Below are 25370 nucleotides of genomic sequence, written 5' to 3'. Positions count from 1 at the left end.
GCGTGGGACAGGTTGGCGTCCAGCGGATGAGGGCTCAGCGCGCGTCGGCGCGCGCACGCTCCTTGATCGCCGCGATGACCGCGGACTTCGCGTCGGCGTAGGCGTTCATGTCGGACCAGGAGCGGGTCATCAGCTCGCGCTTCGTGCGCTCGTACAGGGCCCGGTCGGCCTCGTCGGCGCGCAGGTGGTCGCGCAGCAGCAGGTAAGCCTCGACCTCCGCCGCACCCTGCTCGTAGACGTGCACGTGGACGTCACGCCCGGGCGTGCGGACGAGCCGGTGGCGCGGCTCACGGGTCCGCAGCACGTAGCCGGCGGCCAGGAGCAGGTCGAGGTAGTCCTCCTCGGCCGTGATGTCCTCCACGGTCAGCGCGACGTCGATGATCGGCTTCGCCGCGAGCCCGGGCACGGCCGTCGACCCGATGTGCTCGACCGCAACGGCCCTCTCCCCGAGCGCGGCCACGATCCGGCGCCGGTGCTCCTCGTACGCACCGGGCCAGCCCTCGTCGTACGGGTGGAGACCGACCACGAGCGGCTCGGGCCCGCCGACGAGCTCGACGTCGGTGACGTCGAGACGCCGCGGGTCGGGGCGGTTCACGCCCACGTCAGCCCGGGCCCCTCGGGCCGCAGCGCGCGCTGCAGGGCGACGGCCTGCGCCCGCCAGAAGTCGCGCGAGACCGGCTTGCCGGGGAAGATCGCGTCGAAGCCGTGGAAGGCCCCCGGCACCACCTCGAGCTCGCAGGCGACCCCGGCCTCCCGGAGGCGCCGCGCGTAGCGCACGTCCTCGTCGTGGAAGAGGTCCAGCGTGCCGACGCCGATCCACGCGTCCGGCAGCCCTGACAGGTCGTCCCGGCGGGCGGGGGCCGCGTACGAGGAGACGCCGGGCCCACCGGGCTCCCGGCCGAGGTAGGCGCTCCAGCCGTAGCGGTTGCTGCGCGGGGTCCAGACCCGCACGCCCTCGCGGTGACGGTCCCGGCGCGCGGCGGTGCGGTCGTCGATCATCGGGTAGACCAGCAGCTGGAACGCGGGGCGCACCTCGCCCCGGTCGTGGGCCAGCAGCGCGAGCCCGGCGGCGAGCCCGCCGCCCGCGCTCGCCCCGCCGACCGCGACCCGCTCGGGGTCGACGCCCCGGTCCGCCGCGTGCTCGACGAGCCAGCGCAGCGCGGCGTAGCAGTCCTCGACCTGGGCCGGCGCGTGCGTTCCCGGCGCGAGGCGGTAGTCGACGCTCGCCACGGTGATGCCCAGGTCGCGCGCGAAGGCGAAGCTGGTCCGCTCGTCGATCAGGGCGTTGCCGGAGATCATGCCGCCGCCGTGGACCCACACCAGCGCGGGCGCGTCGCCCACGAGGTCGCGGGGCCGGTAGAGCCGGACCGGCACGGGCGGGGCGCCCGGAGGCCCGGGGACCTGGGCGTCCTCGACGACGAGGTCCTCGGGGATCGGGGGCGTCCGCGGCGCCACGCGGTTGAGCAGCGCGGTCGAGCGGGGGGTGAAGCTCAGCGGCGGGATGAAACGGCCGACCGCCAGATCGGGGTGGAACCTGGCCACGTCGCTCCTCGAGTCCTCGCCTGGGGCTCCACGCTACGCGAGCGGGCTCACGAGGCGTCCCCACGGGCGGCGAGCGTCGAGGCGCGCGACGCCGGGACGCCAAGGACGAGCAGGCTGGTCGTCACCGCCGCGTCGACGGCGAGCCCGCCGTGGGCCAGGTGGCCGTCGGCGATCGTGAACACCGTCGACCAGGCCACCTGGCTCAGCACCTCGGCCGGCAGGTGGAGCCCGAAGACCCCGTCCTGCTGCCCGCGCCGCACGAGGTCGGCCAGCGCGGCGTCGACCGGGGCCAGCACCGCGTGGATGTCGGGGCCGAGCTCGCCGCGGCGCAGGACGACCAGCACGCGGTAGCGGTGCAGCAGGGGCCAGAGCCGGCCGACGAACCCGGCCCAGACCTCGTCGGGCGGCTGGTCCTCAGACCCCTCGGCCAACGCGGCCACCAGCTCGTCGGCCGCGCGACGCGACAGGGCCAGGACCAGGTCGGCGCGCGAGGGGAAGTGACCGTAGACGGTGCGCCGGACCACCCCGGCAGCCGCGGCGACCTCGCCCATGGCGGCGTCGGGGTCCGACCCCAGCACCTCGGTGGCCACGTCGAGGATCCGCTCCCGCGTGCCGCTCATTCCCGGCCTCCTCCGGCCTCGTCCTGCACGCCGTCAGGATTGCACACCACTGTGCAACGGGCCTAGATTGCACATCGGTGTGCAATTCCCGCACCTCCTTCAAAGCAGGAGCCCGATGTCCGAGACCGACCTCCGCCCCTTCCGTCTGCACGTCGCCGACGCCGAGGTCGACGACCTCCACCAGCGCCTGGCCCGCACCCGCTGGCCGGACCCGGAGACCGTCGACGACTGGTCGCAGGGCGTGCGCACGCAGGACCTCCGCGCGCTCGCCGCGTACTGGCAGGACGGCTACGACTGGTGCCGCTTCGAGTCCGCGCTGAACGCGCTCCCCCAGCTCGTCACCAGCATCGACGGGCTGGACGTCCACGCCGTCCACGTGCGGTCGCCGCACCCCGGCGCGCTGCCGCTGCTGATGACCCACGGCTGGCCGGGCTCGTCCGCCGACTTCCTCGCGCTGGTGGGACCGCTCACCGACCCCGTCGCCCACGGCGGGGACGCCCGGGACGCCTTCGACGTCGTGATCCCGACGCTGCCCGGCTTCGGCTGCTCGGGCAAGCCGACCGCGACGGGGTGGGACGTCGCCCGCACCGCACGGGCGTGGGCCGAGCTGATGCGCCGCCTGGGGTACGGGTCCTGGGTCGCGCACGGCGGCGACTGGGGCGCAGCGGTGACCACCGCCCTCGGCGCCCAGCGCCCCGACGGGCTCCTCGGGGTCCACCTGAGCACCCCGTACGCGGTGCCGGCCGAGATCCCCGCGACCCTCAGCGCCGAGGAGCGCCGCGCGGTCGAGGGGTTGGCGCGCTACGCGGGCCCGCTGGGCGGCTCGAACCACCTGCAGGGCACCAGGCCGCAGACCGTCGGGTTCGCGCTCGCCGACTCCCCCGTCGGTCAGGCGGCCTGGATCTACGAGAAGTACCAGTCGAAGACCGACAACGCCGGCCGGGCCGAGGACGCCCTCGGCCTCGACACCATGCTCGACACGATCTCGCTGTCCTGGTTCACCGGCAGCGCGGCCTCGTCGGCCCGGGTCTACTGGGAGAACAGCACGGCCACCATGGCCGGGCCGCGGCTCTCCCTGCCGGTCGCCGTCACCGTGTTCCCGCGCGACCTCCCCCGCATGCCGCGCAGCTGGGTCGAGGCCGCGTACAGCGACCTGGTCCACTTCCGCGAAGCGGAGCACGGCGGCCACTTCGCCGCCCTCGAGCAGCCGGCGATCCTGGTCGACGAGCTCCGGACGGGGTTGCGAGGCCTGCGGGGCTGAGGTGCCCGTACCGTCGTGCGATGCCCTCAGAGCGACAGGATCCGCAGCGCCCGCACGACGCGCAGGAGCGCCCGAGCGCGTGGTCGGGGACGGCGCTCGTCGTCCGCGGCGACGAGGTCCTCGAGGAGGTGTCGCAGGGTCCCGCGGCCGGCGAGGACGGTCCGCGCTGCACCCCCGGGCTGCGCAGCCAGGCCGGCTCGATCAGCAAGCTCGTCGTGTCCGTCGTCGTCCTGCGCCTCGTCGAGCAGCGGCTGCTGGACCTCGACGTCCCGGTCTCCCGCTGGCTGGCCGGCACGCCGCAGGGCTGGGCGGGCATCACCCCGCGGCACCTGCTCGGGCAGACCTCCGGGCTCGGTCACTGGGGCGACGTCCCGGGGCTGCCGGGCTCGCTGCTGGTCGACCCGCCGGCGCGCGACGACCTCGTCCGGATGATCATCGACGCGCCGCTCGTCGCCGACCCCGGTGACGCGTGGCGCTACAGCGGACCCGGGTTCCTGGTCGCCGCCCTGGTCGTCGAGGCCGCCGTCGGCGCAGCGTACGGGGAGGTCGCCGACGAGCTCGTCCTGCGCCCGGCGGGCATGCGGGGGACGACCTCGGGACGGCACCCGACGGACCTCGCCGAGGTCGCCCTCGGCCACCGTGACGGGGAGCTGCTGCCGCTCCTGGAGGGGTTCACGCACCTGCCGGGCACCGGCGACCTGTGGACGACGGCGGGCGACCTCGTCCGGCTCAGCCAGGCGCTGCGGGCCGGGGTCCTGCTCGGCGAGCGGGGCGCGGAGCGGCTCTGGACGCCGTACGCGGTCGTGCCCGGAGCGCCCGCCGGAGGACCTGTCGTCCCACAGGCGTACGGGTTCGGGACGTTCCTCGGGACGGTCAAGGGGCACCGCGCGCGCATCAACCCTGGCGACAACCCCGGCTACCAGTCGCTGCTGGCCCACCTGCCCGAGGAGGACCTCGACGTCGTCGTCCTCGCCAACGACGAGGCCCCCGCCGTGGACGCCGCGCTGAGGAGCCTCACCGCGGTGTGATCCCTCACGACTTCTATCGTGCTCTACGGTTGCTGCGCTGCTCGTTGTCGGCGATAGTGATCAGTGCACTGACCATCAAGGAGGCACCGTGGCTCGCCCCGCACGACCGGTCCGCCTCGACCGCAGCGCCGTCGAGATCGGGCACCACCTCCTCACGTGGCGCAAGCTGCAGAACCTGACGGCCGAGCAGGTCGCCGACCGGGCCAACACGACCCGCACCACGCTGCGCCGTCTGGAGCAGGGCCGGCCCGGCGTCGGGCTCGACGTCTTCCTGGCCGTGGCGCGGGCGCTCGGCCAGCTCGACCGGGTCGTGGCCGTCCTCGACCCGTACGACACCGACCTCGGGCGGGCCCGGGCGGAGGAGACGCTGCCCGAGCGGGTCAGGCGGTGACGGGCGTCCCGGCCTCGCGGCTGCGGGTGGCGGTCGACGTCGACGGCGTCGCGGCCCCGGCGGCGACCGCGCACGTCAGCGAACGTCGCGGCGTGGTCTCGACGACGCTCGCCTACGACCCGGCCTGGACCGGGTCGGCCACCGCGTACGCGCTGAGCCCCGAGCTGCCGCTCCTCGACAGCCGTCACCACGTCACCCGCCTGCCCGGGGCCTTCGCCGACAGTGCGCCGGACCGCTGGGGCCGCAACCTCATCGCCAAGCGGATGCGGACGCAGGCCCGGCTGGCCGGGCAGGCCCCGCCGACGGTCCGTGAGGTCGACTACCTCCTCGGCGTCGCCGACCAGACCCGGCAGGGCGCCCTGCGCTTCTCGCTCGACGAGGGCGGTCCCTTCCTCGACGTCTCCTCCGACGTGCCCCGCCTGGTCGCCCTGCCGCGGCTGCTGCGGGCGGCCGACGCGGTGGCCGACGACAGCACCGACGACCTGGCCGCGGTCAAGGAGCTGCTGGCCGCCGGTTCGGGTTCCCTGGGCGGCGCCCGGCCCAAGGCCTCGGTCCGCGACGGCGACCGGCTCCTGATCGCCAAGTTCCCGCACGCGAGCGACCGCTGGGACGTGATGGCGTGGGAGAAGACGGCCCTCGACCTGGCGCAGCGTGCCGGGATCGAGGTGCCGACGTCCACGCTGGTGGCCGTGGGCCAGCGTCGCGCGCTGCTGCTCGACCGCTTCGACCGCCGCGGGGACGTCCGCGTCGGCTACATCAGCGCGATGACGCTGCTGGGCTCCTCCGACGGCCAGAGCGTGGACTACCTCGAGCTCGCCGAGGCGCTCGCCGAGCACGGGGCCGCGGTGGCCGCCGACCTCGGACGGCTGTGGCGCCGCATCGCGTTCATGATCGTGGTCAACAACGTGGACGACCACATGCGCAACCACGGCTTCCTGCGCACGCGCTCGGGCTGGACGCTGTCGCCGGCCTTCGACCTCAACCCCGACCCCGACCCCACAGCCGCCCGGGTCACGACGGTCGGGTTCGCCGACGACGCCGAGGACGCGCTCCGCGAGCTGGTGGCCCACGCCCGGCAGTTCCGGCTCAGCGCCACGGAGGCCGAAGTGGTCCTCGCCGAGGTGCTGAGCGCCACCCGCGGCTGGCGCCAGGCGGCTCGGGCCAACGGCGTGGGCGAGGGCGAGCTCGCCCGCTTCGCCCCGGCCCTGGACCGCTTCCACGCAGGGTCGTGACCGCCCGCCTCCGCTCCGCCGTCCCCGTGGGACGGTCCGGACAGCTCGCTGCTGAGCCGTCCGGACCTCGGGCGGGACGACCGGCGCCAGCCGATCCGCTCGTGCCCGGAGGTCTACCCAGGAGCGTGCAGACCACGCCCCTCCGACCCGTAGGGGCGTCTCAGCGCAGGTCGGTGTCGCTCTTCGGCATCGTCACGGCGAGCGCGACGATGCCCGCGCCCAGCAGGGCCGGGACCGCCATCGTGTGGTGGATGCCCAGGTGGTTCACGAGGAACCCGATCAGCGCGGGCCCGGCGAGGAACGCGGCGTAGCCGAAGGTGACGACGACGGCGAGGACGCGTCCCCCGCCGAGGTGGCCGGCGACCGCGTACACCTGCGGAGCGATCATCCCGACGCCCAGACCCACGAGGGCCCAGCCCACGAGGAGCAGCGGCAGCCCGTCGACGAGGGTGACGCCCGCGTACCCGACCGCGGCGCACGCCCCGCCGAAGCGCACCACGGCACGCCGGCCGAAGCGGGTGACGAATCCGTCGCCGAGCAGCCGGATGACGACCATCGAGCCCTGCACCGCGACGAGCCCGAGGGCCCCGGTCGTGGAGTCGACCGAGGCGACCTCGGTGACGTGCAGCGACGACCAGTCGACGCCGGTGCCCTCCGCCAGTCCGAAGGCGACCGCCATGACGGCGAGCAGCCAGGCGACCCGCGGGATCCGCGTCCTCGTCCCGTCGTGGTGGTGCTGCACGACCGCGGTCGCCGGGGTGATCCGGAGCGCGACGACGAACCCCAGGGCGGCGACGACGGCGAAGAACAGCAGGACGGGCAGCACGACCGCGGCGCCGCGCAGGTCGAGCAGCACCGCCGCCAGAACGACCGTGCCGGCGCCCGCGAACCCGCCCAGCGACCACAGCGCGTGGAAGCGGCTCATCACCGGCTGCCGGCACGCGGCCTCGACCTGGACCCCGATGGCGTTCATGGCCACGTCGATGGTCCCGTTGCCCAGGCCGAGGAGGACCGCCGCCACGACGGCGGGCGGGTAGCTCGTCGACAGAGCGAAGGTGACGGCCGCGGCGACCAGGAGCGGCAGGCCGGCCAGGGCGACCCGGCGTGCGCCGACCGCGTCGCTGAGCCGGCCGGCGGCCTGCATCGCCACGATGCCGGCCAGACCGGCGGTGAAGAGCAACCCGGCGATGCCGCCGGCCGCGATCCCGAGCCGTTCGCGGATGGAGGGCAGCGAACCGCCGTAGCCGCCGATGACCAGACCGTTGAGCGCGAAGAGCAGGGCGACCGCGACGACCGACCGGGTGCGCGCGAGCTGCGGTGCGAGGTCGGCCGGGGCGAGCGCGGGCGAGGAGGCGGTCACGCTCGTCCTCCGCCGAAGACCGAGGTGACCAGCGCGTACGCCTCGTAGAGCCGGCCCCACTCGTCCGGGTCGGGGCCGTCGTGGACGAGCGCGAGCGGGCCGTCGTAGCCGGCGTCGCGGAGCACCCCGAGGCTGCGTCGGAAGTCCGCCTCGTCGATCGCGCCCCGCTCGTCGGTGCCCACCTTGGCCTGGCAGGTCTCCGCCCGTCCCGCGACGGCGGCGAGCTGGTCGTACTTGCCGGCGCCCTTCCAGTTGCCCAGGTCGACCAGGAAGCCGACGCGGCCCTCGCAGGCGTCCAGCAGCCGCTCGACCGAGGCGGCGTCGGGCAGCAGGGCGTGCCAGTTCTCGGTGACGACGCGGACGCCGGGGTGCCGCTCGGCCAGCTCCGAGAGCCGCCGGGCGGAGAGCCCGAGGGTCTCCTCGGTCGGGGCCTGCTTGCCCGCGACGACCCGGGCCCGGCGCACCCCCATCGCGACGGCGACGTCCAGCCAGCCCGAGACCCAGTCCTGCTCGGCGGCACCCTGCGTCGGGTGGGTGACGTCACCGTCGTCGACGAGCAGGCACTCGACCTCCACCCCGGCCTCGGCGAAGGCCTCCCGGACCTCGGCGACGTACGCCGGCTCCCGCGACCCCAGGTAGAAGTGGCAGAGCTGCGTGCTGGTGAAGCCGTGGCGCGCCAGCTCGGCGGGCAGCCCGAGGAGGTCCAGCGCTCCCCCGCCGCCCTCGGGCAGGTCGCCGGACGGCATCGAGCCGGGTGCGACGAGGCGGCCCATCGTGCGGAACAGCGACCAGGAGTGCACGGCCTTCGCCGGACCGGTGGCCGGACCGGTCGCCGGTCCGGCCTCACGGCCGGTGCTCGGACCGGTGGTCGGGCTGCTCATGGCGTATGTCCTTCCTCAGGGGTGCGGAGGCCCTCACCGTAGGTGTTCGGATGATCACGTGGCGCGATCGATCCGGAGCAGAACGATCATGCGGGCGCCCCGCGGCGGCCAGGAGATCTCGGTCGCGAGCCTGTCGGAGGTCACCGGCGTCTCCTCGATCACGATCCGCCGCGCCTCCCCGACCTGGAGGCGGCCGGCCTGCTCCGCCGCGCAGCTCGTCGCCGACGACGAGTCGGTGATCGTCGACAACGGGACCACCCGCTACGCCGTCGCGCTGCGGCTGGCCGGACGGCCGCTGACCACGCTCGCCCTCTCCCTGCACGCGGCGGCGGCGCTGGCGGCGGTCCCCGGCTGCGAGGTCGTGGTCCCGGGCGGGACCGTCGAGACGGACTCGCTCGCCTGCACCGGCACCCAGGTGCTGGAGACGATCCGGTCGATGCACGTCGACGTGACGGTCCTCGGCGCCTGCTTGGCCTCACCGCTCACCGGGCTCACCTCGACCTCCCTCAAGGATGCGCGCGTCAAGCGGGCCGCCATCGACGCCGCGACCCGCCGGCGCGTCCTCGTCGTCTCCGCCGACAAGCTGACGCGGACGTCGTCGTTCCGGTTGGGGAGCCGCACGAGCTGACCCACCTCGTCACGACCCGGGACGCGTCCGAGGAGGTGCTGTCCCGCTACCGGGACGACGACGTGGAGGTCCTGACCGTCTGACCGTCCTCGGGGCGGCGAGACCCTAGGACGGCGCGGCGGCGCGTCAGATGGTGGTCGGCTCGTACCGCGCGAGGGCGATCCGGCCCCCGGTCAGGGCACCCAGCTCGTTCGCGCCCTCGGGCGTCGCCCGCCAGGCCCGGTAGGCGTCGTCGGCCTCGACCGACTCCCACACCTCCACGACCACCAGGTGCAGCGGGTCCTCGAGGTCGCGCAGAACGTCGGCCGAGACCAGGCCCGGGCGGGCCCGGGTCTGGGACAGGATCGCGGTCACCCGGCGCTCCACGTCGTCGGGAGCGTCGGGGGCGAGGTGCAGCTCGAGCAGGGAGGTGATGGCCACGTCCCGACGGTAACGGTCCCGCTGCGTAAGGAGCGCGCCGCACCGCACCGTCCTCGGACCCGCGGCGTACGGTGCGCCTCGTGGGCGAGCACGAGCTGACGGTGCGGCGGGTGAGCCCCGACGAGGTCGCGGTCCTCGAACGGCTGTGGCTGATGTTCCGTCACGACCTCTCCGGGCTCCGCGGGGTGCTGCCGAGCCCCGACGGCACGTTCCGCAGCGAGCGGGTGCTGGCAGCCGTGGACGACCCGACGTGGGCGGCCTACCTCCTCTGGCTGCAGGACCGGCCCGTCGGGCTCGCCCTGGTCCGCGCCCTGGACCAGCCGGTGCGCGTCCTCAACGCCTTCTTCGTCGTCCGCGGCCTGCGTCGCACCGGCGCCGGGTCGAGGGCCGTCAGCGAGGTCCTCGCCCTCCACCCCGGCGCGTGGACCGTCGCCTTCCAGGCCGAGAACGAGCCCGCCGTGCACTTCTGGCGGGGTGTCGCCCGGGCGGCCGCGGGAGAGCGCTGGACCGAGGAGCTCCGTGCCGTCCCGGACCGTCCCGACCTCCCGCCCGACTCCTGGATCTCCTTCACCACCCATGGTTGAGGGTCAGGACGCCGGGCCGGGCCCGGCCTGCAGCCGCAGGCCGGCCAGCAGCAGGTCGAGGCCGGAGCGGAACACCTCGAGGTCGTCGTGCGTGGCGAACTCGTCGGCGACCTGCTGGGCGAAGGGGTACTCCCGGTCGTCGAGCGCGCGCCAGCGGTCGGCGTACATGGCCAGGAACTCCCCCGGCTCCATCCCGCTCTCCACGAACTCGCGCGGGGGCGGTTCGGCGAGGTCGACCGCGACGCCGACGACGTAGCTGACGATCGACGACACCGCGTGGAAGCGCTGCCGGGGGGTGAGGTCGAGCCTCATCAGCTGCTGGCCGAGACGGTCGAACATGAGCATCTGGTTGGGCTGCAGCCCGTTGTTGCGCAGCATCAGCTGGCCGAACCACGGCCGACGCACGAACTCGTCGAACAGTGCGAGCGCGAGCGCGCGCACGTTGTCGATCGGGTCGGGTCCGCGGGTGAGCGGCTCGGTCGCGGCCAGGACCTGGCTCATCACCTCCTCGGTGACGCGCTCGAGCAGCTCGTCGCGGCTGGAGACGTACCAGTAGATGCTCGCCACACCCCCACCGAGCCGCGCGGCGAGGGCGCGGAAGGTGAGCGCCGGCTCGCCGGCCTCGTCGAGGATCGCGATCGCCTCGCCGAGCACGGTGTCCAAGGAGTGCGACGCCCGTCGGCGGCCCCGGGCCCGGGTGGTCGCCGGGGCGCCCGGACCGGTCTGCGTCGATCGATCTGCGGCCATGGGTTGCACTCTACCGAACAGCGTTCTATCGTCTAGAACGCCGTTCGATAGTCGTACGGCGTTCGACAGACAGGTCGCCCATGAGCACCACGATCGACAGCCCCACGAAAGCCCCCACGTACACCTCGCTGCGCGCAGCGGCCGTCCCGCTGGCCGCGCTCTGCCTGGCCTTCTTCGTCGAGATGGTCGACAACACCCTGCTCTCGATCGCCCTCCCGACGATCGGCCGGTCGCTGGAGAGCGGGACGACGGGGTTGCAGTGGGTGACCGGCGCCTACTCCCTCACCTTCGGCGGGCTGCTGCTGACCGCCGGGTCGGCCGCCGACCGGTTCGGCCGCCGGCGCGTGCTGCTGACCGGGCTCGCCGCCTTCGGCCTGATCAGCCTGGCCGTCGTGCTGGTGACCGACATCGGCCAGCTGATCGCCCTGCGCGCCGCGCTCGGGTTCGCCGCGGCCGCGATGGCGCCCGTCACGATGTCGTTGATCTTCCGGCTCTTCGACGACGAGAAGCTGCGGATGCGCTCGATCACCGTGGTGATGATCGTCGGGATGTCCGGGTTCGTGCTCGGACCCGTGCTGGGCGGTTCGGTCCTGACCCACCTCAGCTGGCAGTGGCTCCTCGTCGTCAACGCCCCCATCGCGCTGATCGCGTGGATCGGCGTCCGCGCCGGCGTGCCCGCCGACCGGCGCGCCGACCTCACGTCGGAGCGCCTCGACCTGCCGGGCACCGCGCTGACGATCGCCGCGATCGGGCTCGGCTGCTACACCCTCACCAGCGGCGTCGAGCACGGCTGGCTGTCCCCCGTCACCCTCGCGTGCGCGGTCGGCACCGTCGTCGCCGTGATCGGCTTCGTCCTGCGCGAGCGCCGTGCGGAGTCGCCGATGATCGACCTCGCGATCTTCCGCACCGGTCCCGCCCGGGGCGCGGCGATCACCCAGCTCGGCGCCTCGGTGACGATGGCCAGCGTCATGTTCGGGCTGATCCTGCACTTCCAGTACGCGTACGGCTGGAGCCCGATGCGCGCCGGCCTGGCGAACCTGCCCCTGATCATCACCATGATCGCCGCGACCCCGGTCGCCGAGCAGCTCGCCGCCCGCCTCGGCCACCGGCTCGCCTGCCTCGTCGGCACCGGGCTCCTGGTGACCTCGCTGCTCGGGATGTCCTGGGCAGTCTCGCACGGCTACCTCGCGATCGCGGTCTGCATGGTCGTGCTCACCACCGGGCTGCGGACGATCATGACCATCTGCGCCGTCGCCCTCGTCGAGGCGATGCCGGAGAACCGGACCTCCATCGGCGCCGCCCTCAACGACACCTCGCAGGAGATCGGCACCAGCCTCGGCACCGCCGTCGTCGGCACGCTCATCGCGGCCCTGGTGACGACCCGGCTCCCGATCGGCGCCTGGAGCCCCGAGCTCGTGCACGCCTACTACGGCGGCGAGCGGGTCACCTACCTCGTCGTCGCCGTCCTCGTCGGGGTGATCGCGACGATCGGTTCGCTGTCGCTGACCGACTCCCGCAGCACCGACGAGCACGCCGGCGACGAGCAGTCCGCAGCCGAGCCCGCCGAGCACGCGAGCGTCTGACCGGTCGTACGCAGGCCGGCTAGAGCCCGAGGCGGCGCTGGCGAATTATTCCCGGATCGTCGTGGTCTGCGTCGTACCCGCGCGAACGGGCGCCGGCCCGCCAGCCCTCCGCGTCGATCTCGTAGACGACCTCGCCCTGGTCGGCCCCCGGCAACGGGTCGTCCCAGGTGCGGTGCTCGGTGCGGACGTGCCGCATGCCCAGCTTCTCCATCACCCCGCGGCTCGCCCGGTGCAGGTGTACGCCGACCGCGACGGGTCGGAGCTCGTGCGGGGTCGACGCCGAGCCTGGAGCGACGGGTGTCGCTCATGAGGGTGACAAGGGTGCGTCGCGGTTGCCACGCGGCCGTCGGGGTTGCATGGTGTGCGGGTTCGCCTCGTCCTAGGAGCCCTCGTGCGCCAGCACCGACCCGTCCTCGCCGCCGCCCTCGGGTTGTCGCTGGCCCTGCCCCTCGGCCTCGTCGCTGCGCCGCTGCCGGCGTCCGCCGCGACCGCGGCCCGGGCCTTCGACTTCGACGGGGACGGCTTCCCCGAGCAGGTCGTGGGGGCACCTTTCCTCAAGGTCGACGGCACGGCGGCCGGCGGCGTGACGGTGCTCGAGGCGTCGAAGAAGGGGCTCGCCACCTCCGGGCGCGTCTGGACCCAGGCGACAGAGGGCGTGCCGGGCGAGCCGGAGCAGTACGCCCAGTTCGGGTCGGCCTTCGCGAGCGCTGACTTCGACCGTGACGGCTACGCCGATCTCGCGATCGCCGCGCCCGGCCCCGACACCGTGGCGGACGAGGTCGAGCGGGGCACGGTGACCGTGCTCTTCGGCTCGGCGAGCGGGCTGACCGCAGCGCGGTCGTACGTCCTCACGCGCGCCGGTGAGGTGCAGGACGACGACTTCGGCGACTCCGTGGCCACGGCCGACTTCGACGGCGACGGTTATGCCGACCTGGCGGTCGGCGCGGGTTCGGCCGACCCGGTCAGGGGTCCGGAGTACTACCCCAACGGCACGGTCACCGTCTTCCGGGGCGGCGAGGAGCGGTTTGCCACCTCCCGGTCGACGGTGCTGACGGGGGTGCGAAGCGGCGACGACTACGACCTCGTCTTCGGCTCCTCGCTCGCCGTGGGCGACGTGGACGGCGACAAGCGTCCGGACCTGGTCGTCGGGGCGTTCGGGCTGCCGTACGACGACGGCGAGGGCCACGGCGGCTCGGTCAGCGTCTGCACGAGCACCGACGCCGGCGTCGGTCCCTGCCGCCAGCTGGCGTTCGGCTACGTCACCGGCTCCGACGCGATCGCGATCGGCAACGTCAAGGGCGACAAGCGCAACGAGATCGTCATCGGCCAGCCCGCGTACGGGAGCGAGCAGGCGGAGCCGGGTTCGGTCTACACGCTGTCGCTGTCCGGCTCGGGGTCGACGCTGCGCTCCAAGGTCTCCGAGCTCACCCAGTCGACGAAGGGCGTCCCGGGCAGCAACGAGCCCTACGACGAGTTCGGCTACGCCGTCGACCTCGGCGACCTCGACCGCGACGGCTACGCCGACCTCGTCGTCGGCTCCCCCGGCGAGGCGATCGGCAGCCGCGAGGAGGCCGGGCGGGTCACCGTCGTGTACGGCGGCAAGAAGGGCTACCGCACGAGCGGCAACAAGGCGTACGACCAGAACACCAAGGGCATCCCCGGCACGGCCGAGGCCGGGGACCGGTTCGGCCGTGCGCTCTCGCTCGTCGACCACGACCGCGACGGCCGGCTCGACCTCACGGTCGGGGCGTCCGGGGAGAACGGCACGGGAGCGGTGACCACCCTCAAGGGCTCCGGCAAGAGCTTCACGACCGGCGGCTCGAAGACCTTCGACATCACCCTGTCGGGGTACCCGACGCCGACGGGAGCAGGGTTCGGTGGCGTGCTCGCCCGTTGAGCGTGAGGGTCCCGCCCCGTCGACGCGGCCTGCCTGCCTCAGAACCCCTCGTCCCTGATCGTCCACGGCTCGGAGTCCGAGCTGCGTTCGAGCCAGTAGATCGATCCGCTCGGGCCGTCCTCGCGGGCCAGGTCGGAGCCCGTGAGACCGGTCCAGCGAAAGCTGACCTCGACGCGTCGGTAGTGGTGGCCGGGCTCGGGGAACATGCCCGCCATGTCACTCGGGTTGAGCGTCTGGACCTGGGTGACCTCAGGACCCCTCATCGTGCCCATCGCCCGGAAGCGCGAGTACGCACCCTGCGCCGAGGGATAGATCGCCGCCAGCGTGGCGAAGTCGCGGTGGTCGTACGCGTCGACGTAGGTCAGCACGACGTCCTCCGGCGACGTCGCGGCCGTGGGGACTGGGACCGAGCCGGTCTGCACGTTCACGCGGTAGCCGAGGCCGTAGGCGGCGACCAGGACCACGAGCAGCGCGACGGCCACGACCAGGGCTCGCGCGGCTCGCCCCGGGCGAGACCGACGCGTCCCTGGACCGGCCTGAGCGAGTCTCACCCGTCCATCCTCCGGCACACGAGGTCGATCTTCGTTCAGGCGGGCCAGACGATCGCGTCGAGCTGGGACCGTAGGCGGCGTCCGCGCTGAGGGCTGACCGACTCGACCCAACCGACGCGCCCCTTGAGGTAGGACCGGAAGTCGGGGTACCCCACGCGGTTGGCGACTGCGGGGCCGTGGCGCCCGGCGTCGTGGAGGACGGCGCGGAGCTGCTCGTGGTACTCCCGAGGCACGCCCACCCGGTCGTTGACGACCAGCCCGGTCACCACCTGGCGCTGGTCGCGCGAGCGCACCCTCGTCTTCGCCGGATGCAGCGCGAACCCCTCGTCACCGACGATCGCCCTCACAGCAGAAACCAGACGCCCAGCCCCTCCGGCCGCTCCGGAGAAGGTGAGGTCGTCGGCGTACCGGGTGTACGCCCGTCCCGTCGCCGCGGCGAGGCCGGCGAGGCGCCGGTCGAGGGCGAAGCAGGCGAGGTTCGCCAGGGCGGGAGAGGTCGGCGCGCCCTGCGCGAGGTGCCGTTCACGAAGACCGGCGCGGAGCCAGGCGCGGGCGTCGTCGGCCCCGCCAGCGGGCATGTCGTGCAGGACGCGGACCGGGGTCTGGTGCGTGCACAGGCAGGCCAACGTCCACGCGACCGCCTCGGGGTAGCCCACCCCCCGGAAGAGCCCGTCGACGCGGGCGACCCGGACCGAGGCGAAGAAGGCTCGCAGGTCGAGGCAGACGACCTCGTCGGCGCCCTCGTGCGACCGGGCGTGGCTGATCGCGCTCCGTCCGCGGACGAAGCCGTGGGCGGCGGGGTGGGTCGGCACCCAGACCAGGATCCGTTCCAGCACGCGCCGCTGGACCGCCCGCAGCAGCGGGGTGGGGGCCTCGAGCAGCCGCGGCACGGCACCCGGTCGTTCGACCCAGCGGTGCCGGTAGGCGTGCAACGGCCCGTCTGGAGCTCGGCGCTGCTGCGACCTCGCGTCCGCGAGCCACACCAGCTGGTCGAGGGGCAGCTCGAGCAGCCCGGCGAGCGAGGGCAGGTCGGCCACGTCGGGGACCGGCCAACGGCGCCGACCCGTCGCCGCCGTGACCGTCGGCACGGTGACGATCCGGAGCGCCCTGCCCCGGCGGGCCCGCGCGGCGTGCTCCAGGAGCGTTGTCTCACGGACCAGGAAGCGGCTGAGCGCGTACGGGCGGTCCGTGGGGGCGGAGCGATGGTGCTGGAGGACCACGTCGACCACTGGACCGAGCCAGCGCGGCCGTCGGCCGAGAGCGGTGGCCGCCGAGCCGACGAGCGCGGGTCTGGTCCAGGTCTCGGCGGCCAGGAACGCCCAGGCCAGACCCCGGGCGAGACCCTCGTCGGGGTCGTGCGTCACCGGACCTGCACGTCGGGGTGTGGCGGCGACGCCGGACGACCAGTCCTGCACGAGCGGGTGCCGAGCCGCGCGGAGCGCGGTCTCGCACCTGCGGACCTGCTGCGAGGTGGACCTGCTACTACCCGAGGGAGCCTCGGGCACCGATCCCGCCGGAGCGGGCTCGTGATCTCGCCGTCGTCGCCGACCACCTCACGAGTGTGACCCACGGACGCGGCGCTCGCACCCACGGTGCGGCTGGAGACGGACGCGCCCACCGGTCCGACGACCTGGGTCGTCGGACCGGCGGGCCGGTGCAAGGTCTCGCTCAGCGAACCGTCACGGCGATGCTCCGCGAACCCACGACCGTGACCTTCTGACGCACCTTCGAGGTCACCGCCGCGCTGGCCCCGGTGCCCTCGTCGGGCTCGTCGGAGTCGTCGAACGACAGCTGGGCGAGCAGGTCGTCGTTGCGCGGGGCCTTCTTGATCTCGGAGATCACGTCGTCGAGCGAGCCCTCCTGCCCGTTCTCGCAGCCGCTGCCCTCGAGCAGGCAGGCGGAGTCGTCCGAACCGTCCTCGCCGTCCGGGCCGCCCCCGGTTGAGAGGCCGCCGACGGCACTCAGCAGACCGCTCTGGCCCGATGCGCCCTTGGGGACCTTCAGGTCGGCGACCGCCGTGACCGTCGACGTGCTCCGGTAGCGCTTCATGGTCACGCGGACCTTGAGCTTGGCGCCCGCCTTGACCTTGAGCGTCTTCGGCGTCTTGTAGGAGCCGCCGTTCACCGCCACCTCGACCTTCACGACGTGGAGCTGGTCGTAGGAGGTGGTCACGTCCGCGGCGAGGTCGACGGAGGAGATCGTCACGGGCTCGAAGTCGTTGTTGACCAGGGAGTCCACGGCGTACGCGACCTCGAAGGCCGGGTCCTCGGTGAGGTCGTAGCGGGACGCCCAGCGGTTCGAGCGCTCGATCGTGAAGGCCTTGCCGCCGGCCCGCGTGCCCTTGATCGTCCAGCGGGTCGACGCGCGCCCGTCGCCGGACTCGTCGAAGACGCGGTCGAGGTTGGCCAAAGACCCGTACGCGGCGACCTCGGCCAGGTAGGACTGGTCGGTCACCTGGGTGGCCCCGGTGCGCGCACGCCCGTTGTCGAGGTTGCGCACCGTCGTCGTCACGGGGGTCGTGGCCGGCGTCGAGGTGAGGTCGGCGCGGATGCCCACGGTGCGGTCCTGGTCGAGGGTGCCGAACAGCGGACCGAGGTTGGCCTGCTTGAACGACCCGGTCGTGTCGTCCTTGACGATCGCCAGCGAGTCGGCGTCGTTCGCGCCGAAGGTGGTGGCCCCGGCGCCGGTGAGCGGGTGGCCGAAGGCCAGCGCGCGGTCGCCGCACACGTACGTCGTGGTGCCGGTGCCCGCGAACGTGACGTCGCCGTAGGCCACGGCCCCGGCGAAGTTGCCGCCGGCGACGGGGCGGGACGTCGGCGCGACGCCGGCGGCGGGCGCAGCCGCACGGCCGGCGGCGTGGACCGACAGCGGCAGCCCGGCACCCTTGACGTCGCTCTGCAGCCGCTCGAGCCGGTCGGAGCGCAGACCGCTGACGCCGAGCGGCGTCGGGACCGGGCTCAGCGAACCGCGAGGGGCGGCCACCCGGGCCTCCGAGGCGAGGGCGGCACGCGTGGTCGACGTGAGCGGGACCTTCGCCCGCAACGCGTCCGGCGCGTCGCCCGCATTCAGGTCGGAGAGCATGTCCGCGGCCGGCGTCATGCCGCCCAGCGGGGACGGGGCCAGGGTGAAGCCGTACGAGACCGCCCCCACGAGCTGACCGTCGACGTAGACCGGCGAGCCGGACATCCCCGCCCAGATGCCGCCGCCCTGGTCGACGACGTGCTGGCCGGGGAGGTCGAAGACCTTGATCATGACCAGGTCGCGACCCGGGGCGATGCCGTCGGTGATCACACCCAGGACGTCGACGCCGAACGGCTGCGGGGTGCTCCCGGTGACGACGGTCCAGCCCGTCCCGGTGGTGCCCGCGCGCACCGACGCCGTCGGCGCGACCGTGGGGCAGTCAGCCGGTGGCGCGACCGCCGGTGCCGCCGACGCCGACGGCGCCATTCCCCCGGTCAGCGCGCCCACCAGCACGGCCACCGAACCGATGGCGATCTTCGCCCTTGCTCTGCTCATCGTTCCCCCCGAGGTCGTCCTGCTCTGGCAGGAGCCATCCGATCACACCTGTGACGAGCCTGAGAGGATACTGATACGAAAGTCGCCCCAATCGCCGCCCCCGCGAGTGACACGGTCCGCGGCTCGTTCGACCTCTCAGCCGCGACGGGGTCAGTAGCCGCCCGACCCGCCGGTCATCCCGCCCCCGCTGCTCGAGGAGTCGTTGAAGGTCGTCGACGCGTCTGACCCACCCGTCCCGAAGCCCGTGCCGAACCCTCCCGCCCCGAACACCCCGGCCATGCCCTCGGACGCCCCTCGCCGGTCCGACGACGACGCGATGAGGGAGCTGAGCAGGTAGGGCGCCATCGACGGGTCGTGCCCTCCGGACCCGGCCACGAGGCGGTGCTTCGACCAGTCCGACATGCCCCGGACGACCGTGAGAGCGGCCTCCTGGGCGAACCGCCGGATCTCGGTGTTCAGGGCCTGGGCCTCGCGCACCCCGGCGGTCGGGCGGACCACCGACGCGCGGACGGACGCGTCGAGGGAGACGGCGCCTGACCGGAACGCCTCCGCCTCCGTCCGCACCCGGGCGAGCCGCCGGCTCGGCCGGTCGCTCTCGAGGTCGTCGACGCTGCCGAGGAAAGCCGCGAGCGGGGCGTCGACCAGACGGTCGAGCTCGGCCGCCCAGCGCTGCTCCCAGCCGTCCTCGCGCGCCCAGAACCGCGCGTCGTCCACCCAGGCCGTCAGGGTCGCGCGTGGTGCGAGGAGCGCCGTGATCCGGGCGTGCTCCACCGGGTCCACGCGCTGGGCCAGCGTGGGACCGGACGCGGCGAGCGTCTCCAGCGCGGTGATCGAGCCGTCCGGGTCGTAGGTCCAGGCCGCCCGTCCCGACCGGTCCCGGGGCGGGTCGGGGTAGCCGGTCATCTGCACCTGCTCGATGGCGTCACGCCACTGCCGCAACGCGGCGGCGACGACGGCGGGCTCGGGCGTCCACGCCAACAGCTCCGCCCGGCGCCGGCGCCGTCGCCTCAGCGCGGCCACAGCGAACGGGATGCCGAGCAGCGCCGCCAGACCCGTGATCGCCCCGAGGACCCGTCCGGCAAGCAGGGACGAGCCGCTGCCGGCCGAGGTCGGGTCCTCCTCGGGGTAGGTCGGGTAGGGGTCCTGGTCGTCGCTCGTGCCGGGCTCGTCGCTGCCCGAGGACGACGCCTCCGCCGTCACGGCCAGGGCCTTGCGCGCTCCGCCGACCGCGACCTCCTCCCACCGCCCGGCCCGCGCGTCGGCCCGGACGGCGTCCACGACCTCCTCGACACCGTCGGCGTCGAGGTCGACGTCGTCGCCTGCGTACACCCCGACCTGCCGGACGCCGGGCGAGACCGCGAGCAGGATCAGCCCGTCGCGCAGCCCGTCGCCGCCCCCGTCGAGGACGATCTGGTCGTCGTGCTCCTGGAGGTAGGTGAGCACGTCGTCGTCGTAGGTGTCCTTGTGCACGTCGGCGTCGCCTTCGGTGGTCAGGACCGCGACCTCGACGCCCGTCCTGTTGCGCAGGGCGTTGATGTCCTTCACGACCTGCCGGTCGTCGAGGATGCGGCCGTCGTCGAGGACCAGCGAGGCCCGTGTCGTGGGCGCCGCGGCGAGCGCGTTCCCGGCCGGCACGACGAGGACCAGCACGGCGGCCGTGACCGCGCCGGCGGCCCGGACGACCCGGACAGCTCGGGTGGCCCCGCCGGCGCGGACAACTCCGTGACGCATGACCATCTGGGGCTCCTCGTCGTGCCCCCGGGGCTGCTCAGGCTAAGCATGGAGCAGGTCGTCCCAGGCTCTCCCCGGCACGCGGAGTGGCGGCTGCCGCGGACCGGACCGCTCTAGCAGGGTCACCCCGTGACGACGCGTACGACCGACGCCGGGCTCCGCATCGCCGACCTCGACCGGGAGGCGTGCGTGGAGCAGCTGCAGCAGCACTTCGTCGCGGGTCGGCTCGACCGGTCATCCCGGCACCGGCGACCGACGACTGCCCGGCCCTGACGCCGGAGCAGGAGCAGGTCGTCCAGGACGCGCGGGACGCCGCACGAGCCGCCGAGGAGGTCGCCGCGCTGTCGGACGCGACCGTCGACCGCCGCCTCGACGCCCTGCGCGAGCAGGCGCGCACCGCTTCACAGCGGGCCCAGCAGGCCGTGGACGACGCCGAGATGGTCATGGCGACCTCGGGCGGCGGGCTCGACCCTCAGCGGCTCGACGAGCCGGTCCGGCAGGCCCGGTCCGCGGCCGCCGACGCTGCCCGCGTCCTCGCGGAGGCCGAGCGGGTCGCCGACTGCTGAGCAGCAGGTGCAGCCCCTCGGGGGCGCGTCGCCCTAGGATCGCCCGCATGGCGCAGGTCGGGGCAGTCGTACGGCGGGGCGAGGAGTTCGGGGTCGTGACGGCCGTCGACGCGCACAAGTTCGACGCCGTCGAGGTCGAGTGGGACGACGGCAGCACCGAGTGGGTGAAGGTCGCCGACCTGGAGTGGATCGTCTCGCGGGAGTGAGTGCCCCTCGCTGACGGTCGCTCTTCGTCGACGCGCCGGGAAGGCGGTCACCCGCGGCGAGGACGGCGGGCCGCGCCACCCCCGCGTCGACCCCCGGGCGAGGGCCATGACCTCGCCGGGACCTCCGAGCGTGGTCCCGGGGCCGCTGCCGTTGGACCTTCAGGCCGACCTGGATTGAGCGCAGACCGACACCTTCCGCCTTCACACCGCTCGCACGCTCCTCCTTCAGGCCGGATCGACCTCGAGGAGCGCCATGGCGCTCAGCCGACCGCTCGCGAGCTGGTCGGCGACGTCGTCGAGCATCAGGTCCCGGGAGAAGGCGTAGCCGCGCAGGATCGCGATCGCGTCCACGTCGCTGAGCCCGCCCGCCTCGCCGAGCATGCCGACGCTGATCCAGACCTGACGATGGGCGTGGCTCCACTCCTGCGGCCACGACTCCCGGTCGAAGGAGCCGCGGGGACCGGTGCACAGCAGCAGTGCCTCGACCAGGTCCACGACCTCGTCGGCGATGGTGCTGAGCTCGTCCTCCAGGTGCCACTGGCTCGGTGCTGTACAGGTCCAGCGCCGCGAACGCGGACCTCCGCGGGCTGCGGCCGGCGCCACGGGGACCCCCGTACAGGTCCGCACGCCGATCGTCCGTCCGTCCGCGGTGCGGGCCGACGGGGAAGGACAACGTCGCGCGGTACGGGGTGTGCTCGCGGAGCTCGTGGTGGTACGTCGGCCAGGCCGCGGCGATGTCGTCCTCGTTCGCGGTGACCACCTGTCCCTCCCGGGCAGCGGTCAGGCACCCCCCTCGTTCACCGTCGCCTGGACCTGCTCGGCCGTGCGGGCGTCGTCGTCGCTGGCTCCCACGGGCCAGCGCACCAACTCCTGCATCACCAGGCCGGCGCCGGGAACGCCGAGAACCTCGGCGACCGCGGCGGACATGCGCGACGGCGTCGCGTCGGCGACCGTGCCGGTCCCCCCGGTGCGCAGGGCGGAGATGAAGCGGGCTCGTAGTTCCACGCGGAGGACACCTTCACGAGTCGGAGGGATGGGCGGGCACCCGTGACGCCCGGCCGCTGCTGGAGAGCGGCCCTGGAGATGCGTGCGCGCACGTCGAGGCGTCTCGACCCGTCGGCCTGGGGCCGATCAGCTGGCCGGTCAGGTCAGGAGGAGTCGAGGAGCAGCCGTGCGGCACGGGCGAGATCGGTGTGGCGGTGCTGGGCGAGGTGCGCGAGCTCCTCGCGGGCCTGGGACAGCGTCCGACCGCGGTTGAGGAGGTGCCCGAGCGCGATGTTGACCGTGGTGAGGTCGGTCAGACCCTGGATCCCGGGTTCGATCGGCCGGTCGGGCAGGGCGGTCGCGAGGTCGGGGGTGACGCCGAGGGCGTGCGCGAGGTCGGCGAACGCGCACTCGGCGGCGGCGTAGAGGGTGATCGACGCCTCGACGGCGTCATCGGACATCGGCAGGGGGATCCGGAGGGCGGAGCGGACCTCGGCGGGCTGGAGGACCCGCGGGACGACGTGGGCCTGAACGGCGGCGTGGTGCGGCCCGCGGTCGAGGGTGATCGTGGCGCCGAGCGCAGAGGGGGCGCAGCGGTGCAGGTCCCGTTCGAGCATGGCGAGGGCGGTGCGGGTGTAGCCACCGACGGCGAGGTCCACGGCGAGGTCGTGCAGGTCGGCGACGAGGGCGCGGGCCAGCCCCGGAGCCGGTCCAGGCCCTGGTTCAGCCACGGTCGGCGTCGGGGTGGGTCAGGGAACGTGCGGCCGTGGCCTTGCTGACGTCGTCCTGCGCGGCGAGCTGCGCGATCAGCACCCTCGCGGACCCCGAGGTCATGAGGTAACGGTCCATCAGCAGGCCGACGGCGATGTCGATGTCCTCGCGGTCGCGGACCGCGTCGGCGAGGATCCGGGCGTTGGCCTCGGCGACGGCGAGCAGCCACGCGGCGGTCATCCCTCGTCCGGCCGCGGCGCTCGCTCGTCGCAGCGCGGGCGTGGAGGCGCCGTCGAGGCTGGCCGCGTGCCGGCCGTAGAGGTTCAGCGATCCGACGACCCGATCAGCGACGCGCACCGGCAGGGACGCGACGCTGCGCAGCCCGAGGGGCGCGGCCGCGGCGGTGAAGCTGGTCCATCGGCGCTCACCGCTGCCGATCGTCCGGGACCGTACGACCCGGCCGGACGCGACCGCGGCCACGCAGGGGCCCTGCTCCAGGCGGTACTGGACCTCGTCGACCGCCTCGGTGAAGCCGTTGGAGCCGCCGAACACCGGTCGGCCCTCGACCAGCAGGGTCGCTCCGACCCCACCGCTCCTGTCGAGGCGGACGTCCTCGTGCAGGCGGCGCGCGAGCCCGTGCAGCTGCCCGCGGAGCTCGGCGACGGCGACCGCGCTCGGGCCGGTCGGAGCCTGTCGCTCCAGGACCGCGTCCGGACCCGGGCTCGGCGGTCTCGGCACGAGACGTGCGTCGTCCGAGCCGGCCGGTCGAGCGGCAGGTGGCGGCACAAGGGGCTCCAGGGGATGCAGCGGCGAAGGTGCCGTCAGCACCTCCGGCTACTCCCAAGCCGCTGAGAAGATACTCCCGCACCTCAAGAGGACGCGTGCGACACGAGCACCCGGACGCGTGAGGGGATTCGCCGACCCTCAGGTCCGGTCGAACGCGGGGCCCGTCTCCGGCGGCTGGCCGCTGGTGCGACCGATCAGGTCGGCCGCCACGTCCCTCACCCGCCGGTGGGTGCGCTGCGACTCCGCGCGCAGCAGGTCGAAGGCCACGGTGGCCGTGCAGCGCTGCTGGGCGATGATGATGCCGAGCGCCTGGTCGATCAGGGTGCGCGACGCCAGGGCCTCCTCCATCTGACGCAGCAACGTCCCGTCGTCGATGCGGAGCGCGCCGACGCGCAGCGTCCCCGCCGCCTGCGCGGTGAGGATCTCGAGGCGGCGCCGCTCGGCGTCATCGAACTGGTGGGACCGGTCGAAGCCGTAGACGTTCAGCGCTCCGAAGGTGTCCGCCCCCAGGGTCATCGGCAGGCTCACGGAGCACCGCACCCCCGCCTCGACCGCGATCTGGACGTAGTCGGGCCAACGGCCCTCCTGACGCGCATCGGGGACTTCGACGATCCTCCCGGTCCGGGCAGCCTCCAGGCACGGCCCGTCCTGGGTGCGGTACTGCGTCTCGTCGAGCATCTCGGCCCGCTCGTCGCTCGAGGCGACGGTCAGCATGTTGCCGTCGTAGCGGAACGTGATCCCGCACGCGGTGGAGTCCCCCAGGACCGACGCCGCCACCCGCGCGACGGAGACGAGGAACCCCGACAGATCGTCCACGCTCACCAGCAGCGCCTGCAACCGGCGGAAGACCTGGCCGTCGTCGAACCCGCTCGAGCTGGCCACCGCACGTCCCGCCACGTCTCGCTGCTCGCGGGACCGTCGTCGTCACACCGAGGACGACGCGGCCTTGGTGGGCGCGCCCACAGGACCCGCGGGAGGCTCATTCATACACCCCCGACCTCCGGCTCAGGTCCGGCGGCGTCGTTGGTGGACGACCGCGGCCCGCGGCCGCCCAGGACGCTCGACCTGGCCGGAGCCCGCGCTCAGCGCCCCGGCGGGATGGACGGACCGCCGGTCGGGAACCCGCTCGGCGGCTTGCCGTTACCTGGTCCCCCGCCCGTGGAGCCGCCACCGGAGCCGCCCGAGGGGGTCGTCGTGGTGTCGACCCCGACCGTGAGCGACACCGCGTACCCCTTCGCCACCGACCCGCTGACCGTGGCGAGCTGGTGCGCCCCCGAGTCGTCGCCGAAGACGTTGTCGTCGGCGAGGCTGACCCGGGCCAGGTTGGCGACCGAGGCGGAGTAGCCCTCGGTCGCGTACACGGCGTCGCACAGGTCCTTGGGCAGCGCGACCTGCGAGGTGGCGATCGCCTTCGTCGAGTCCGTGATGCTCGCCTGGTCGGGGTACACCTCGAAGTGGACGTGCGGCCAGCGCCCGGAGTAGCAGGCCGGGACGATGCTGGTGAACGAGACCGTCCCGTCCTCGCCGGCGACCTGGACGCCGCGCAGGAAGTTCTCCTCGGTCACGCCGTCGGAGTAGAGCGAGTAGCCGCCCTCGCGGGTGCAGTGCCAGACGTAGACCGCGACCCCGGCGAAGGGGACGCCGCCCTGCGCGAGGTCCCTGATCGCCAACGTCAGCGTCATCGGCACCCCCTCGGCCGTCCCGCTGGCGGAGCCGAAGCTGGAGCGCAGGTCGCTGCGCACGATGCCGCTCTGCTCGAGGACGTCGGGTCCGTTGGAGCCGTCGCCCGGGTAGGGCCCGGCCGTCTCGTCGGGGATCTCGGTCAGGGCGTCCGCGGCGCTGCCCGTGGAGGCGCTGGACGAGGCGGCGGAGGACGACGAGGCCGAGGGGCTCGGGGAGCTCGACGCGCCCACCCCGCACGCGGCGAGACCGGCGACGCCGGCCCCGAGGCCGAGCGCGCGGAAGACCTGGCGGCGGTTCAGCAGGGTCGTGACGTCGAAGGGCAGTCCCTGGTCGACGAGCTCCTCGTCGGGGCGGTCGTACGGGCGACCCTGGTAGGTCGGGGTGCGGCTGATCACGGTGTTCCTCCTGGTTGGCGGACCCCCAGGAGACCGGCCCGACCTGTCCGTCCGCTGTGCGACGACC

The 25370-nt window shown here is 73.9% G+C and carries 28 protein-coding genes; 10 read left to right on the top strand and 18 right to left on the bottom strand.

Annotated features, from left to right (window positions below; all coding sequences use genetic code 11):
* Nucleotides 1–34: 34 nt before the first annotated feature.
* Genes BLU42_RS05770 through BLU42_RS05760 form a run of 3 tightly spaced genes read right to left on the bottom strand, consistent with a single transcriptional unit; the run spans nt 35 to nt 2162 of the window.
* The gene (locus tag BLU42_RS05770) at nt 35–601 is read right to left on the bottom strand and encodes a GrpB family protein (protein WP_231918461.1); all 567 of its coding nucleotides are present in this window, start codon (nt 599–601) and stop codon (nt 35–37) included.
* Nucleotides 592–1542, bottom strand: coding sequence for an alpha/beta hydrolase (locus BLU42_RS05765; RefSeq protein WP_091073637.1), 951 nt, complete (start codon nt 1540–1542; stop codon nt 592–594). The genes BLU42_RS05770 and BLU42_RS05765 overlap by 10 nt, the downstream gene beginning before the upstream one ends.
* A gap of 47 nt (nt 1543–1589) precedes the next feature.
* Nucleotides 1590–2162, bottom strand: a complete 573-nt coding sequence (locus BLU42_RS05760; protein ID WP_091073636.1) for a TetR/AcrR family transcriptional regulator — start codon at nt 2160–2162, stop codon at nt 1590–1592.
* Nucleotides 2163–2277: 115 nt separating this feature from the next.
* Between BLU42_RS05760 and BLU42_RS05755 the strand changes: the two genes are divergently transcribed.
* The 4 genes from BLU42_RS05755 (at nt 2278) to BLU42_RS05740 (ending at nt 6074) form a co-directional block, all read left to right on the top strand.
* On the top strand, nt 2278–3423 hold the full coding sequence (locus tag BLU42_RS05755) for an epoxide hydrolase family protein (RefSeq protein WP_091073635.1): 1146 nt from the start codon (nt 2278–2280) through the stop codon (nt 3421–3423).
* Between the two features lie 20 nt (nt 3424–3443).
* Entirely contained in the window at nt 3444–4451 is a 1008-nt protein-coding gene (locus tag BLU42_RS05750; protein ID WP_091073634.1) for a serine hydrolase domain-containing protein, read from the top strand.
* Nucleotides 4452–4539: 88 nt separating this feature from the next.
* Nucleotides 4540–4842, top strand: a complete 303-nt coding sequence (locus tag BLU42_RS05745; RefSeq protein ID WP_091073633.1) for a helix-turn-helix domain-containing protein — start codon at nt 4540–4542, stop codon at nt 4840–4842.
* Nucleotides 4839–6074: a type II toxin-antitoxin system HipA family toxin gene (locus BLU42_RS05740; protein ID WP_197680632.1), complete on the top strand. Its 1236-nt coding sequence runs from the start codon at nt 4839–4841 to the stop codon at nt 6072–6074. Before BLU42_RS05745 ends, BLU42_RS05740 begins: the two co-directional genes overlap by 4 nt.
* Before the next feature lie 160 nt (nt 6075–6234).
* Here BLU42_RS05740 and BLU42_RS05735 read toward each other — a convergent pair whose 3' ends face one another.
* Entirely contained in the window at nt 6235–7434 is a 1200-nt protein-coding gene (locus tag BLU42_RS05735) for an MFS transporter (protein ID WP_157719824.1), read from the bottom strand.
* Nucleotides 7431–8315: a sugar phosphate isomerase/epimerase family protein gene (locus tag BLU42_RS05730; RefSeq protein WP_091073632.1), complete on the bottom strand. Its 885-nt coding sequence runs from the start codon at nt 8313–8315 to the stop codon at nt 7431–7433. Before BLU42_RS05730 ends, BLU42_RS05735 begins: the two co-directional genes overlap by 4 nt.
* An 88-nt stretch (nt 8316–8403) precedes the next feature.
* Here BLU42_RS05730 and BLU42_RS05725 point away from each other — a divergent pair, with 88 nt between their 5' ends.
* The gene (locus BLU42_RS05725) at nt 8404–8943 is read left to right on the top strand and encodes a DeoR/GlpR family DNA-binding transcription regulator (protein WP_157719822.1); all 540 of its coding nucleotides are present in this window, start codon (nt 8404–8406) and stop codon (nt 8941–8943) included.
* Nucleotides 8944–9069: 126 nt separating this feature from the next.
* Here the strand turns inward: BLU42_RS05725 and BLU42_RS05720 are convergent, their stop codons facing one another.
* A complete protein-coding gene (locus BLU42_RS05720; protein ID WP_091073630.1) occupies nt 9070–9363 on the bottom strand; it encodes an antibiotic biosynthesis monooxygenase in 294 nt (97 codons plus the stop codon).
* A gap of 80 nt (nt 9364–9443) precedes the next feature.
* On the opposite strand from BLU42_RS05720, the gene BLU42_RS05715 reads away from it, so the two are divergent.
* The gene (locus tag BLU42_RS05715; protein WP_091073629.1) at nt 9444–9947 is read left to right on the top strand and encodes a GNAT family N-acetyltransferase; all 504 of its coding nucleotides are present in this window, start codon (nt 9444–9446) and stop codon (nt 9945–9947) included.
* Between the two features lie 3 nt (nt 9948–9950).
* Here BLU42_RS05715 and BLU42_RS05710 read toward each other — a convergent pair whose 3' ends face one another.
* Nucleotides 9951–10694, bottom strand: coding sequence for a TetR/AcrR family transcriptional regulator (locus BLU42_RS05710; protein WP_091073628.1), 744 nt, complete (start codon nt 10692–10694; stop codon nt 9951–9953).
* Nucleotides 10695–10774: 80 nt separating this feature from the next.
* Here BLU42_RS05710 and BLU42_RS05705 point away from each other — a divergent pair, with 80 nt between their 5' ends.
* Nucleotides 10775–12277: an MFS transporter gene (locus BLU42_RS05705; protein ID WP_091073627.1), complete on the top strand. Its 1503-nt coding sequence runs from the start codon at nt 10775–10777 to the stop codon at nt 12275–12277.
* A gap of 19 nt (nt 12278–12296) precedes the next feature.
* Here BLU42_RS05705 and BLU42_RS05700 read toward each other — a convergent pair whose 3' ends face one another.
* Complete coding sequence (locus BLU42_RS05700) at nt 12297–12488, bottom strand: hypothetical protein (RefSeq protein WP_157719820.1); 192 nt, start codon at nt 12486–12488, stop codon at nt 12297–12299.
* Between the two features lie 180 nt (nt 12489–12668).
* On the opposite strand from BLU42_RS05700, the gene BLU42_RS05695 reads away from it, so the two are divergent.
* Entirely contained in the window at nt 12669–14174 is a 1506-nt protein-coding gene (locus BLU42_RS05695) for an FG-GAP-like repeat-containing protein (RefSeq protein WP_172825756.1), read from the top strand.
* A 38-nt stretch (nt 14175–14212) separates the two neighbouring features.
* On the opposite strand, the gene BLU42_RS05690 is transcribed toward BLU42_RS05695, so the two are convergent.
* From BLU42_RS05690 to BLU42_RS05675, 4 genes are all read right to left on the bottom strand, one after another.
* Nucleotides 14213–14656 (bottom strand): hypothetical protein, encoded by a 444-nt coding sequence (locus tag BLU42_RS05690; RefSeq protein ID WP_091073624.1) that lies wholly within the window; start codon nt 14654–14656, stop codon nt 14213–14215.
* 104 nt (nt 14657–14760) lie between these two features.
* Nucleotides 14761–16089: a reverse transcriptase family protein gene (locus BLU42_RS05685; protein WP_157719816.1), complete on the bottom strand. Its 1329-nt coding sequence runs from the start codon at nt 16087–16089 to the stop codon at nt 14761–14763.
* A 304-nt stretch (nt 16090–16393) separates the two neighbouring features.
* Nucleotides 16394–18241 carry a SpoIVB peptidase S55 domain-containing protein gene (locus BLU42_RS05680; RefSeq protein WP_091073622.1) on the bottom strand — a complete coding sequence of 616 codons (1848 nt, stop codon included), beginning with the start codon at nt 18239–18241 and terminating at the stop codon, nt 16394–16396.
* 150 nt (nt 18242–18391) lie between these two features.
* Nucleotides 18392–19978, bottom strand: coding sequence for a DUF5129 domain-containing protein (locus BLU42_RS05675; RefSeq protein ID WP_091073621.1), 1587 nt, complete (start codon nt 19976–19978; stop codon nt 18392–18394).
* 123 nt (nt 19979–20101) lie between these two features.
* Here BLU42_RS05675 and BLU42_RS21690 point away from each other — a divergent pair, with 123 nt between their 5' ends.
* Both BLU42_RS21690 and BLU42_RS20490 read left to right on the top strand, forming a co-directional pair.
* A complete protein-coding gene (locus tag BLU42_RS21690; protein WP_157719814.1) occupies nt 20102–20245 on the top strand; it encodes a DUF1707 domain-containing protein in 144 nt (47 codons plus the stop codon).
* Between the two features lie 340 nt (nt 20246–20585).
* Nucleotides 20586–20744 carry a hypothetical protein gene (locus tag BLU42_RS20490; protein ID WP_157719810.1) on the top strand — a complete coding sequence of 53 codons (159 nt, stop codon included), beginning with the start codon at nt 20586–20588 and terminating at the stop codon, nt 20742–20744.
* A gap of 225 nt (nt 20745–20969) precedes the next feature.
* On the opposite strand, the gene BLU42_RS05665 is transcribed toward BLU42_RS20490, so the two are convergent.
* The 6 genes from BLU42_RS05665 to BLU42_RS05640 all read right to left on the bottom strand — a co-directional run bounded on the left by BLU42_RS05665 (nt 20970) and on the right by BLU42_RS05640 (nt 25303).
* Complete coding sequence (locus tag BLU42_RS05665) at nt 20970–21347, bottom strand: hypothetical protein (RefSeq protein ID WP_157719809.1); 378 nt, start codon at nt 21345–21347, stop codon at nt 20970–20972.
* 177 nt (nt 21348–21524) lie between these two features.
* On the bottom strand, nt 21525–21749 hold the full coding sequence (locus tag BLU42_RS05660) for a hypothetical protein (protein WP_091073618.1): 225 nt from the start codon (nt 21747–21749) through the stop codon (nt 21525–21527).
* A gap of 143 nt (nt 21750–21892) precedes the next feature.
* Complete coding sequence (locus BLU42_RS05655) at nt 21893–22459, bottom strand: hypothetical protein (protein ID WP_157719807.1); 567 nt, start codon at nt 22457–22459, stop codon at nt 21893–21895.
* Entirely contained in the window at nt 22452–23177 is a 726-nt protein-coding gene (locus BLU42_RS05650) for a GAF domain-containing protein (RefSeq protein ID WP_091073616.1), read from the bottom strand. The genes BLU42_RS05655 and BLU42_RS05650 overlap by 8 nt, the downstream gene beginning before the upstream one ends.
* Before the next feature lie 186 nt (nt 23178–23363).
* Nucleotides 23364–24122 (bottom strand): GAF and ANTAR domain-containing protein, encoded by a 759-nt coding sequence (locus tag BLU42_RS05645; RefSeq protein ID WP_091073615.1) that lies wholly within the window; start codon nt 24120–24122, stop codon nt 23364–23366.
* A 185-nt stretch (nt 24123–24307) separates the two neighbouring features.
* On the bottom strand, nt 24308–25303 hold the full coding sequence (locus BLU42_RS05640) for an intradiol ring-cleavage dioxygenase (protein WP_091073614.1): 996 nt from the start codon (nt 25301–25303) through the stop codon (nt 24308–24310).
* Between the last annotated feature and the right edge of the window lie 67 nt (nt 25304–25370).

The organism is Microlunatus sagamiharensis, assembly GCF_900105785.1.
In the GTDB taxonomy this organism is placed as follows: domain Bacteria; phylum Actinomycetota; class Actinomycetes; order Propionibacteriales; family Propionibacteriaceae; genus Microlunatus; species Microlunatus sagamiharensis.
The sequence above is the reverse complement of the archived record's forward strand: the minus strand, read 5'-3'. Positions and strand labels throughout refer to the sequence as shown.